This window comes from Vibrio kanaloae (genome assembly GCF_024347535.1).
Taxonomy (GTDB): domain Bacteria; phylum Pseudomonadota; class Gammaproteobacteria; order Enterobacterales; family Vibrionaceae; genus Vibrio; species Vibrio kanaloae.
Genome location: NZ_AP025498.1, coordinates 1,257,306 through 1,269,803, shown reverse-complemented (window position 1 = coordinate 1,269,803; position 12,498 = coordinate 1,257,306). Strand labels below are relative to the sequence as shown.

The 12,498-nt window shown below is 42.2% G+C and carries 7 protein-coding genes; 1 reads left to right on the top strand and 6 read right to left on the bottom strand.

Features of this window, described 5'->3' with window-relative positions; all coding sequences use genetic code 11:
• Positions 1-88 precede the first annotated feature (88 nt).
• The gene (locus OCV24_RS19845; protein WP_150879223.1) at positions 89-1,147 is read left to right on the top strand and encodes a tetratricopeptide repeat protein; all 1,059 of its coding nucleotides are present in this window, start codon (positions 89-91) and stop codon (positions 1,145-1,147) included.
• A 109-nt stretch (positions 1,148-1,256) separates the two neighbouring features.
• On the opposite strand, the gene OCV24_RS19840 is transcribed toward OCV24_RS19845, so the two are convergent.
• The 6 genes from OCV24_RS19840 to OCV24_RS19815 all read right to left on the bottom strand — a co-directional run bounded on the left by OCV24_RS19840 (position 1,257) and on the right by OCV24_RS19815 (position 12,495).
• A complete protein-coding gene (locus OCV24_RS19840) occupies positions 1,257-4,460 on the bottom strand; it encodes a response regulator (RefSeq protein ID WP_150879224.1) in 3,204 nt (1,067 codons plus the stop codon).
• A 213-nt stretch (positions 4,461-4,673) separates the two neighbouring features.
• On the bottom strand, positions 4,674-5,048 hold the full coding sequence (locus tag OCV24_RS19835) for a hypothetical protein (RefSeq protein WP_137027239.1): 375 nt from the start codon (positions 5,046-5,048) through the stop codon (positions 4,674-4,676).
• Between the two features lie 108 nt (positions 5,049-5,156).
• Positions 5,157-7,295: an ATP-binding cassette domain-containing protein gene (locus OCV24_RS19830; protein ID WP_150879226.1), complete on the bottom strand. Its 2,139-nt coding sequence runs from the start codon at positions 7,293-7,295 to the stop codon at positions 5,157-5,159.
• The gene (locus OCV24_RS19825; protein WP_137027241.1) at positions 7,292-8,878 is read right to left on the bottom strand and encodes an ATP-binding cassette domain-containing protein; all 1,587 of its coding nucleotides are present in this window, start codon (positions 8,876-8,878) and stop codon (positions 7,292-7,294) included. Before OCV24_RS19825 ends, OCV24_RS19830 begins: the two co-directional genes overlap by 4 nt.
• A complete protein-coding gene (locus OCV24_RS19820) occupies positions 8,868-10,292 on the bottom strand; it encodes a TolC family protein (protein WP_150879227.1) in 1,425 nt (474 codons plus the stop codon). The genes OCV24_RS19825 and OCV24_RS19820 overlap by 11 nt, the downstream gene beginning before the upstream one ends.
• Entirely contained in the window at positions 10,267-12,495 is a 2,229-nt protein-coding gene (locus tag OCV24_RS19815) for an ATP-binding response regulator (protein ID WP_150879228.1), read from the bottom strand. The genes OCV24_RS19820 and OCV24_RS19815 overlap by 26 nt, the downstream gene beginning before the upstream one ends.
• Positions 12,496-12,498 lie beyond the last annotated feature (3 nt).

Here is a 12,498-nt window from a genome sequence, read left to right as displayed (position 1 = left end):
GTTCTAGGTTTAGAGCTATCGATCTTAATGAAATTTAATCAAATATGAGTCTAGGGACAAGCTAAGTTCTCCAGCTTAAGGTAATACTATGATCAAGAAAAGTTTAGCGACAGCGGTTGCTTTATTTATTTCAACGTCCGCACTGCTATCAACGTCAGCAATGGCAGCTAATAGCGGTCAACAAACTGTTGATGCATCAGCACAAAATATCAATCAAGTGCTTGAAATGACGGACACTCAAACCCGAATTCAACAGTTGTCTTACATGGCGCAAGATCAGAATCAGTCTATTGAAAACCGTACTGGTGCGCTGCAAGAATTGGCCGCTTACCCAAGCCAAAATGCGTTGGTGGCTGTTGTTAGAGGTTTGAAAGATCAAGACCCTGAAGTTCGTGAAGCGTCGGTGATTGGGTCTGAACCTTATCAACTAGAACATCGCTGGGCATTGGTATCTCCGTTGCTTAAAGACAGCGATACTATGGTTCGCCACACGGCAACATCAAATCTAATTCGTGACTTTAATGCCTTAGATGATCAACAAAAAGCACAAATCGAACCACCAGTAAAAGAGTTGATTAGTTTCCTAGAAACGCAAGAATCTGAAAAGTATCAATTGCTGTTTGCTGATGTACTTCGCTGGCACAACGAGTGGGATAAGGCCGAAACGGTTTATTTGGATCTCATTAATACTCATGCGACAGAGCCACAAGTTTGGTTGAGTTATGCCGATAACTTCCGTGCACAGAACAAAGACCAGCAAGCGGTCGATGTATTGGATCGCGGTTTGAAACATGTACCAGACAACGCAGCTTTGCATTACTCTAAATCTCTGACTTTGGTTCGCCTTGAAGACAAGAGCGCAGCGGCACATGAGATTGAAGTGGCCGCTAAGCTAGCGAAAGATAATAGCTATTACTGGTACCTCAATGGGGTATTGCAAGAAGAGTTAGATATCGACAAATCGACCAAGTCGTTCGAAAAAGCGTACCTAATATCGGGTTCTCCAGAGCAGTTGTATGCAGTGTGTGACATTTACGTGCGCTACGGTAATGAGAAAACTGACGAATGCTTGGTTGAGCTTTCGAAAGTGGCCCCGGGTTACGTGATTGATCAGCTGAAAGAGAAGCGAGTAGCGCCAAGCTCGTAATATCTTCAATAACAACGTTGAACAAATAAGAAGTCAGTTGATATATTCGATTGGCTTTTTTTGTAATGTCTTGTGCTGAACTGTGCGACTCGTGTGTGGGTCATCTCGTCTAACAAGTTGCACTTTCTATTTGATGGAATAGTTTGTCTTTTCTCACGGGCTTCGCGACGTACCCATCCATTCCCGAATCAAAGCACTTTTGAATGTCATCATCGATAACGCTGGCGGTTAACGCGATGATAGGAGTTTTATTTAAACCTAGATTTCTCTCATATTCTCTAATCTCTCGAGTTGCGGTGAAACCATCCATTACTGGCATCATGCAATCCATTAAAATAATGTCGAAGTTACTGTCGCTCTTATACATCTCAACAGCGATTAGTCCATTGTCTGCAATTTCAAATGCATAGCCCGCTTTTTTCAGCATTAAAGATGCCACCTTCTGATTCACGCGATTGTCTTCGACAAGAAGTATCTTTTCAGATTTACTCGGCACTGTGTTTTGTTCCGTTTCTTCTGGTAATGTCTGTTTGGCTTTGCTTGCGTTATTAATAGGAATGACAGTTGACACTACTGATGTTGAATTTTGATGAGAGGTGACAGGCAAAGGCATTGTCTCAACAGCGGCTAGGATTTTCTCTTCCAACATTTCGAACTTGAATGGCTTTGGTACATAGTCGTCCATTCCCACATCAAAACACTTTTGAATATCATCATCAATCACACTGGCGGTAAGTGCAATAATAGGGGTACGACGTTTTGCTTTTGTTTCCTCTTCAATTCTTCGGATGTTGACTGTCGCTTGGAAGCCATCCATAACTGGCATCATACAATCCATCAATATTGCCGCGTAAAGAGAGTTATTAGCAAACATGTCCACGGCTTCTTGGCCATTGTTTGCAAATTCGAAGTCAAAGCCACTTTTACTTACGTGAAGGCCCGCAATCTTTTGGTTTATCTTATTGTCTTCCACGATCAGAATTTTATGTTGAGGCATTAGATCTTGTTGACTAGCTTCTGAGCGAGCAGCAAAACCCTGTACGTCGCAAAGTTCAATGGCTTTTATTAAGCGTATGCCAAGTAGCGGTTGTGATACTTGAGCGGTAACACTATTACCCATATCACCCGATTCGCTGAGAAATGAACGAAGGAGACAAATAGTAGCGCCGTTTTGATGCAGTTTATCTAAGTCGTCGGAATGGTCGTTAACTCGAAACGAATCATCTTCAGCGAAAATGACAGTGGTCGATTTACTGTACTTTTTCGTTCTGATTTGCTTAACAATATCGTCCGCGTGTTCCGTTATTTTAGTCACTTTCAAACCATAAAGATTAAGGTCGTTTTCTATGCGTTCAGAAAGTACATTTTTGTTACCGAAAATGTAAATGTTAGCGGTTGCTAAACTTGGCTTCGGCAACATTAAGTCAACCGGTAATTCTAAATCGAAGTAGAAACAACTGCCTTCCCCTTTAACTGAGGTGAGTTGAATCCGACCACCCATAAGCTCAACAAGCTGAGTGCTGATGGCGAGACCAAGACCTGTGCCGCCGAACTGTCTAGTGGTTGAATTGTCCTCTTGAGCAAAAGGTTCGAATATTTGTTTTTGTTGCTGTTTATCTATACCAATGCCGGTGTCACGTACAGAGAATCTAATGGTAACACTAGTGCTAGGTTGGCTGAGAGTCTGGATCGATAATGTCACCCCACCTTTTGCGGTAAACTTCACTGCATTCGACATAAAGTTCATTAGAATTTGTCTTAATCGGTGATCATCAAGCATGACTCGAGCTGGTGTATCTGAGCTGATGTCGACGCTAACTGTGATATTTTGCTCTTTTGCTTTCGGCGCAATAATTGAGGCGATATCGTATATTGATTCTCTAATGGATGCGGAATGTGGGCTGATTAATAGCATGCCAGATTCTATCTTAGAAAAATCTAAGATATCGTTGATTAAACTCAGTAGCAGTTGAGATGATATTTCAATGGTATCAACATAATCTCGTTGTGTTGGGGTCAGCGGAGTATCGGAAAGGACTTCTGAGATACCGATAACACCATTTAATGGAGTACGTATTTCGTGAGACATGTTAGCTAGGAAGCTACTTTTTGCCTTACTCGCTTGGATTGCGTGATCTTTTGCCTGTTCAGCCTCTTCTTTAGCTCTTTCGGCGTCTTCTTTCGCTATCATCAGTCTCTCTTTAGCGAGCCCTTGTTCGATGGTCAATCGTTTCACTTGCTGAGCAAATAGACTGAGCTCATCTTTTCCTTGTATCAGCTTATCTAAAGAAGGCCGAGTTTGATCGTTCTCACTTTTTAAAAACTTGAGAACCAAATTAAGGTTATTAGTGACCTGCCTTGTCAAACTTAATGTTAACCCCATCACTAGTGCAGTGAGTGAGGCGACGATCGAAATAAACAGTATTCTCTGCATCTGAGCGGCATAAATCGCTTGCTCAACTTCTTGTTTGAACTCTTGTTTAATGACACTGCCGAGGCTTTGTAATAGGCTTAGGCGTGTGTTCATGGCCTCTAAACCAACCGAAATTTCTTGTGGACTTAGCTTGCTTATTGCATTGAAGTTGAGTAAAGCACTTCTTATTTTTTGGCTTTGAGTAAAAACGTCATTTCTAAACACCTCAACCATTAAAGCGACTTGATCCTCGTTGGCATTTAATAAAACGAAGCGCTCTAGGAACAGTTGTTGCCTTTCACTGAGGGTTTTTATTTGTTCTGCAAGTTCTGGGCTGTATTCTTGGCTGTTTTGAAATATTTCAATCAGTGAGGTACCCAGTTTGAATTCCTCATTTGACCAAAAAGCTAGCCATTCAAGCTGTTGTAATGCAGTGAGGTGCTGCTGAATTTCACGTTTGGTGTTCTCAAACGGGACTTTTTCTATTTCAATCAATAACCGCTTGTACGTGTCACTTTGCCACTCAAGGGCATCTAATTTAGCGTAACTATCGGTTGCTTCCATCGCAAATAGAGTAGCGTCGCTGAAGTCTGTTACAAGTTGATTTACTTCATCAAAAGCGTCTAAAAAAATCAATGGGGAGACTTTTTTCAGTTCTTCTCTGACTTGGCTACTTTGTGTCGCAAACTCCTCCGAGCTAAAAGTTAGAGTACTCCGAGATAAGGCCGAAACATCCTGAAGGTAGACAAATAGCTGGTTGGTTCGTTCAAAATCGGCTAACTGAGTTGTTAAGATATAAGCCTGTCTGCCAGCAAGGAAGAGCAAGAGTGAAATGGGGAGTAAAACTAAGCCAAAGAGTTTGTGTTTGACTGAAAGGCTATTCCAGACCGTAATCGGCATATAAGGATCCGTGCTACTGTTTTTATATAAAACAGTAGAATAAAAATGACAATATGGAAACTTTGATACCGTAAACTTAGTGGAAGTGTGGAAGGGGTATAAATTCTTAGGATCTTATCGCTTATCTTGCAATGTATTCCGTTCCTGACCATTGATGACGTTCGGCCTTCGGTTCATTTTGTATTTTTATTGATGAGAAACTTTAAAGAAAGCTTAATGATGATGGTTTTTGTCTTTAGTTACTTCTAACAGAAGTTGCTCTAGAGCTGATTTTGCAGTCGGTTCTAATGTCCAAACCCCTAGCATTCGCTGGAGTGCGGCACGATATACTCTGCTTTTTAACAGGAAGGCGAGAGTGCTAGTGTCGTTATTCAAAACATGGCTTTGTATCACGACTAGCTCAGCTTTGTTTGCGATGTCAATTTGCTGAAGGTTAAAAGCGGGTAGAAATGCACACTCATACCATACCTCAACAACCTCTCGGAGTTCGATTTCCTCTTCAGGTACGTCGCAGTCCTGAAATTGATGGTTTTCAGGAATAGTGGATAAGTACGATACATCAAGCTTGTCTGCAACGAATGTGTACATTTTCTTCCTAGTTAAATGTGAGTTGAGGGTAAATCATCTCTTTCACTTATGTTTTTGTCAATTACATCCGTTTACCTAAAGATTTAATTGTGAATAAAGGTTGTAGTTTTAACTTAAACTGTTTAAGTATTTGTCTGTTAAACCAAAATATTTCAAGTTCCCATCTGACTCTAGGACTAAGCTCATGTTTGATGTAATGATTAAGCTAGGGTCATTCGTCGAAAAAATCACGGTCGTGTTCAACAGTTTATCGGTGAACAAACGATTAAAATACTGTGCGTTTTCGTGTTCGGAGCCATTGAAAGGTTCGTCAATGATGATCAGAGATTGTTCACAATTACCTAAGCCAAGCGCTAACCGCAGTTTTTGCTGAACCCCGTTGGGAAGGCCTTTGCATTTATCCACGCTTAACTGAGTAGCCAAGCCTTCCGGAAGCCATTCATCCAACTCGAAGAAGCTGATCATCTCTTGCATATCCTCTGTGGGAATGAGTCCATTGTGCAAAATGAAGTTGGTCTCTAGAGAGCCTTCGAAGATGTGCAAGTTAAAAGGGATGTAGTTAATCGATGTGCGATAGCGATAACTGTTGAATTGTTTGATGTTGTAGCCATCGACCGATACCGCGCCTTGATAGCGGTCTTCTAACCCGGCAATGATGGAAATTAGCGTTGTTTTGCCGCAGCCTGTCGGGCCACAAATCACGACTTTTGCTCTGGGTGGTATCTTGAAACCAAGATTGGTTAAACCGGTTGCTGCCCCTGTGTAACGGTGGCTCACACCACTGCCCACAATACTGCCTTGAAACAAGCGAATGGGCGGGCTCTTTTCTAAAGTCAGTTTGTCGTCATTCATCGACATCAAGTTGTTGATCTGAGCTGATGAAGCCTTAATTGATTGGAATTTGGAAATTGAGTTGTAAATACCCATGATCGGTCCTAATGCCTTCCAAACTAAAATAACGGTTGCGAGCATGGCACCAGCATCTGAAGTGCCTTCCATTACGCCGATTACCGCAGCGACAATACTTGCCGTGCCAATCACTTGGATCAAACTGCCCCCTGCAGCCTGAATTTTACTGTTGGTCACGGCGACGTTCTCTGCATCATTAGTGCTTTGCATATGGGAAGCACTGAAGCGAGATTGAACTACACGCAACAAAGGTAGGCCTTGAATGGTCTTGATACCACGAAGGAGCTCATTCCATTGATAAGAGACCATCGCATTGGCACGAGAGCTTTTGGATGTGGCTTGTGAGTAGATATAGCGAGAGTACGCACAGAATACCAACATTACGACTAAGCCGGCCATTACTACCAGTGCTGCCGTGCCAGACATCAGAGCTATCGCGATGATAAATACAATCACGAATGGCATGTCAAAGTAGCTGAGGGTCGATTCTGCCGTTACCAATCGTCGGAAGGTGTCGATATCTTTTAAGCGAGCCAACTGAGACGAAACCCCAGCGGTTGATGTCATAGCGTAGGGCAACCATAGAAGCTTTGATATAACGGCTTGGGATATGTGCATCGCGAGATCTTTACCGGAAGTGGCAATGATATTGACCCGCATTTTCTTAAAAAAGTATTCAGAGAAGCCAACAATAATAGCAAATAAGGTCAGCCAGTAGAGTGTTACTTGAGAACTAGACGTGAGCGCAAAATTATACACACTCATAATAAAGAAAGGTTGTAATGCCCCAAGTACGCTGATGAAGAAGCTCAAAATTATTAAGCTCTTGAATTCATTGTTATAGCGATAGAAAGCATATTTGATCCAATGACTTCTATCTTGAGATTCTGGTGGTGGTTCGCGAAATAGACGAGAGTACTCGCTAATAGAAATCAACAAGCATGGCTTATTACACATTGGATACTCAATGGTGTTGTTGTTCGTGTAATCAAACAGCAGCAATTTTCCATCCTTTGTTCCCAAAAAGATGGCGTTGAGGTTTTCTATCTCAATAAAGCTTGGATTAGGGTGCTTATCGATATTTTCGAGTGTTTTAAGCTTAGTGGCATCACAACGGTATCCAAGACGCTCTATGGTTGCGGTAAAGCTGTCGCTGTCTTTTGGTTTTGGCATAAACGCATCACTGAGGATAGCAGGCGTACCTTCCCATTCAAGCGCTATCAATGCGTAAGCTAATCCACGAATCAGAGGTGACTGATTGTAGCGTTCGTTATATCCGATTGCTTCAAAGTCCAATACACGCTGCGATACATTGTTGAAGTCAACGAGAATACTCATTGATTACCTCCCGTCAGTTTGACACGTTTGAGGCGGTGGTTAAGCTTGTCCATTTTATTGCTGGCAATGATCAAGATCTTGTCATTAGAACGATAAGCAGTACTGCTCAGCACCACTCGGGCAAATTCATCGTCAAAGACACAATCGATATCGTCGAATATTAATACGCGCTTGCTAGCGAGCAGGGCGCGGACGAGTAACAGAGCATAACCAACTTGGCGTGAGAATGGGTTGCGCATGTGACCTTTAAGTTCGGTGTAAAATCCGGCGGGAAGAGCATCGATTTGTGTCTTGATGTTCATGGTTTCACACAGTGCGAAAGCCGTGTTATTCAGGCTTGGTCGGAAACAGGTGAGGTTATCAATAATGGTACCTTCTACGAACGAGCTCGTTTTATCGACCATCAACACGCTGTTACGCCAAACGTTGTAGTTAATGTCACTCAGAGGCGTGTCGTTGATCATAATTGCCAGATGGTCATCGCTGCTTTGTCTCGTAATACAGTTGGCGAGGTGGGTCTTACCTGCACCACTTTTCCCCGTGAGCAAATAGGCTTGACCACGCTCGAATTCGATACGTTGCTTGTCAGAGTACTTGACTGAAATGCGTTCCACTTCTGTTGTTTCATGTTGATGTTCTACTGAAGCCGTCAGTTCAAGCAGTTCCGCGATACGTTGTATATGAAGTTTATTTAGTTCCCAACGGCTAGCGGTACGCATTACTTGTTGGTAGGGGGCAAAGTAACGGTTGGTTAGCATGATGATTGCAGCCATGATCCCTTGGCTTGATTCCATGTTGATAACCGCCATTGCCAACACCACAACAACACAGGCGATGGAGAGCTGTTGGATCAGTGCCAATATCAACCCGAAATTAGATTCAATTTGCTCATATTTGATGTTTTCGACTTCGCGCTCTTCGACCATTTGTGTCATCAAGCTTTCGACGCGGTATTCCATGTTTCGCGCTTTGATATCCAGTGGGCTAGAGATGATTTCTATGATTTTTGATGTGGTTAAGCCTTCGATATCGGATTTATTTTGCAGGCTACTAATCTTTTGTTTAGAGAGGCTAAATGCGAAAATAGCCAAAATAACTGAGGCTATTAGAAGAGTAACGCCCGCCCATATGTTGATTAGCCCAATTATTATGATGGTTAATAAGCTAACTGCTAGGTTAATTAGAGCTCGAACAGACTCTCCGCCAAAGAAGGTTTTAAGTTCAGGAATAGTAGAGATGCGTTCGAGGTACTCACCGGGTTCTAAGCGGCGGTATTTGGAAATCTCAGCCAAACAGATGGATTGAAAAACCTTGTTAGTTAAGTTGGTCTCAAATTGCCTCATGATGACAGATGAGATCTTCTCTTCCTGATTCTTGAGATGGTAATCGAGGAAGATAGAAATCAAGATAATAGCGAATAATAAGAACAGAGTGTTTTGTGCTTGATTGGGTAAAACACGGTCGAAAATAATCAGAATAGAGAAGGGCAAAACTAACCCAAATAGGGTGGAAATTATCGTGGAGAAAGTCAGATAACACTTGTCTGCCATGTTGATCTTTTGAGAAAATTGTTTAGTTTGCATTACGATCTCCTTTCTTCAAGGACGAAGCTGAGAGAAGGTGTTTAGGCACTAATTCTTGACTGTCTTGATCTTCAATATCACTCATCAATTGCATCACGCTTTCGATAGATTGAATCGAGAGTATGCCCTTAATTTGCTCAAGCTTGATGGTCTCGATGATGTAGTCGTATCGTGCGCTTTCGTAGTCTCTTAACGCGCTGAACAGTTTACTTTCCGCCGCCAGCAAATCGGTGATGGTGCGCGTGCCTAATTGGTAGGCTCTTTGGATCCCTTTATAAGAGGCGTAGTTGGCGCGAATGATGTTTTCGTAACTGCTTATAGACTGCGAGAAATCGTTAATGTTGAGCACTGATGTATTCACACTGTTACGTGTGGTGTAAAGCGAATCTTGGTAAAGCAGCTCAGTACGTTCGATGGCCGTCGATGATTTTTGATAGCCATAGTAATCAGATCCACCGGACAAGATAGGCACGGCGAGGTTTAAGCCAACACTGGTTGAGTTACTTTCGCCTGTCGCTGTTATGTCAGTCTTATCGTAATTATTGGCGTCATCGTGTCGATAGCTGGCTGAAAGCGACACGGTCGGTAAGAAATTCGAACCGCTCTCTTTTAAGCTTCTACGGCTTCTCTCGACGTTTTTCCTTGCTACCAACAAGTCGTTATTGAGCTTTAACGCCTGATCCATGATCGTGCGTTGTTCGGTTTCGTTGATCTCTTTTAAAGGCACGCTTTCGTATATGTCTTGCGACGGAGTAATAGGGTATTGAATCTGAATCGATAGGCCATTGAGAATGACTTGGCGATCTTTTTGTAATGTTCTTAATCGATTTGCCACCCCTTCTTTTTGTGCAATCACTTCGTATAATTCACTGGCAGCTGTGTTGCCTAGTTCCACGTTACGTTGCATCTGATGTTCACGAGCCTGAGATGATTTAAGCTCAACCTTTGTTGCTTTTATCTGGGCGTTGTTTTTCAAGTACTCAAAATATTGAGAGCCGACTTCTGAGATGGTGTCTTGGATTTTGTTCTCGTGTTTAATCTCTTCAATGTTGAAGTCGAGCTTTGCCGTTCCATACTTAAAAAAATCGCCAAGATTGAATATTGACTGGGAAAGGGAAAGGCTGTAGCTGTTCGAGTTGTAGCTTGAGGTCTCATCGGGCACGCTCCGCAATAAGGTCTCATTTTCATTCCATGTGGTATCGGCTGCGCCATTAAGCGAAGGGAGGAACTTAGAGCGGCTGATACCAATGTTGTATTCGTTCTCTTCGACTCCTTTATTACTCGCGCGAAGTGAAAGGCTGTTTTGCAGGCCGAGTTCTACTGCCTCAAGCAGGGACGTCGCCGATGCTGAAGGTGTAGTACTTAATGCAAGCGCAGCCATGATGCTGCTAGTTAAGTTTCTGTACCGCCACATATTTGTTGATCACCTTGATGATTTCGTCGCTTTTGTAAGGTTTGCTGATCACGTAATCCATTCCGGCTTCAATACAAGCCTGGTGTTCGTTACTGCTGGTCAATGCGGTTGCACCTATAATGGTGCAAGGTTTTCTCTCTTTATTTTTTTCAAACTGTCGAATACGCTGTGTTGCCTCTATACCGCCCATTCCTGGCATGATGCAATCCATAAAAATAATGTCGGAACGTTGATTCATGAAGTGTTTTACGGCGTCGGCACCGTCACCAACAGTGTCTGCTTCGTACTCTTGTTTGGTCAAAATACGCTTAAGTAAGATCTGTTGAACTCGGTCATCCTCGACGATCAGGAATGAGCTGTTTTCCATTTGTCCTTCCGAGGCTTCCGCTTCCATAATGGAAAGTAAGTTAGGAATAAACTCGTAAGGAATAGCTGGTGAGTTTATGATTTTATCGACGAAGCTGTGGCACTCTTGCGCGTGTTGTGTGTTGGTTACGGACAACAACAACTTGGTATTCGGGTGATTCTTGAGCTGTGATTTAACTGTTTTACAGAGCGATGAAAGCTTATTGGGTTCAAATGTATCGGTCAGCATTATTGCATCGTATTCACCGAAGGTTTTCGCTGCTGAAAATAGTTCACTAGCAGTGCGAATCTCGGTGATATCGAGCCCCAAATTGGAGAGCATTTTTCTTATGACATCAATACGAATTTGAGTATTTGCGCAGAGCATCAAACGCTTACCGTCGAAACGAGTTTTCTCCGTGTGGAAGCTTTTAGCCTTAAGGTCAAGTTCTACTTGAAAACGCTCTTGATTGCCTGATTGGAACCAGCGGCTTTCGTAGTATCCGTAATCTTTTAAAATGCTCTTTGCTAAGTCATCTGTATTGGAAGTGTGGTCTTTGTGATCACTCCAATGGAGTGTATTTAGTTTGGCAACAAATACATCAAGTGTTGAGAGGAAATTAAGGTTGATGGTGACGCGCGTATTTTCCATATTAGAAGCCGCACCAGATTCAATCGTTACAAACAATTTTTTGTTAGCTTTGAGCTGAATAGCGTTAGAAAGCTGCAAGAAAAGTATCCAGAATAAGCTGGTGGATTGACCTTCAACGCGATTTGGTAAATTATCAGAAATAAGACAGTCGAGTTGGCTTTCATTACGCTGAACTTTCGCACTGATATGAATCATCAATTCAGACAGCACGCTCAAAAGCGAGAATTCTTTAGATTTACTCTCTGAGCCTTGAGAAATCAATCGGTTATAGTTTTCAGCAAGCTCTGATAGTGTATTGGAAGCAGACGTAATATCCTTCGCCATTAACACGCCGCTCTCATCTGTTTCTTGAACTAGGTATTGCACGCCACCATTGATAGTATTGGTTATTCCGCGAATTTCATATCCTATTAGGGCATACAGTTGCTTGTAGAGATCGTTATTGCGCTTTTGGTCTTCTAATTTACTGAATACCAATTTGAGGTGAGAGTAGATCTGACGTTGTTTGGGGTTGATGCTCACTTCGTTAAGAAGCTCTTCAAGTCTTTTTAAATCTAACTGCTTGAGTTCTTGGTATAAGTCATCGAATTCACAGTCTATTTCTCGTTCGTTTGAGCTGGATTTTTTCAGTTTCAACATAGCTGCTGAGTTAGAAATAACGATAATAACAGCCAAGATTACGGCTATCATAAACAACCACACAAAGAACTTGTTCTTTTCTGACATCAAGTCGCTCGCGTGTTTATTAAACATGTTGCGATAGTTGTCATCCATTTGCAGGTAGCTGTTAGTGAGTGAAAGGTATAAGTGCAGCATGTCATTACGTTTTTTAGAACTATCGACAAAGCGATTAATAGCTAATTCCATTTGGGTATATTCGGTCGCACCAACCAAGCTGAATTCGGTTTTGTTCAAAGAGGCTAAAGACCTAAACTCATCTATTTCGCTTTTTAAGGTTGATAGATTCAAATCATTGCTGCAATTGTTGGCTCTTAAACAACGTTGGAGGGTTTGGATATCAAGTTCTATAGTCTGGTTGAGTTCTTGAGCCTTTATTAGAAGTGGGGCGCTTTGCACTTGAGCGACTGAGTCTATTTTCGACCAAGAAAAGTACAAATAGAAAGCGAGCGCGGTTAATACCACACTAAACAATATGCTAAGGCGTAGAGCTGGAACGGAAATGTTGTATGAAGGTTTTCCGCTCATTGA

What these genes read in the sequence shown, in the direction of transcription:
- OCV24_RS19825 (WP_137027241.1), bottom strand. Translation starts at nt 8,878, where the DNA reads ATGCAAACTAAACAATTTTCTCAAAAGATCAACATGGCAGACAAGTGT.
- OCV24_RS19820 (WP_150879227.1), bottom strand. Translation starts at nt 10,292, where the DNA reads ATGTGGCGGTACAGAAACTTAACTAGCAGCATCATGGCTGCGCTTGCA.
- OCV24_RS19845 (WP_150879223.1), top strand. Translation starts at nt 89, where the DNA reads ATGATCAAGAAAAGTTTAGCGACAGCGGTTGCTTTATTTATTTCAACG.
- OCV24_RS19835 (WP_137027239.1), bottom strand. Translation starts at nt 5,048, where the DNA reads ATGTACACATTCGTTGCAGACAAGCTTGATGTATCGTACTTATCCACT.
- OCV24_RS19830 (WP_150879226.1), bottom strand. Translation starts at nt 7,295, where the DNA reads ATGAGTATTCTCGTTGACTTCAACAATGTATCGCAGCGTGTATTGGAC.
- OCV24_RS19815 (WP_150879228.1), bottom strand. Translation starts at nt 12,495, where the DNA reads ATGAGCGGAAAACCTTCATACAACATTTCCGTTCCAGCTCTACGCCTT.
- OCV24_RS19840 (WP_150879224.1), bottom strand. Translation starts at nt 4,460, where the DNA reads ATGCCGATTACGGTCTGGAATAGCCTTTCAGTCAAACACAAACTCTTT.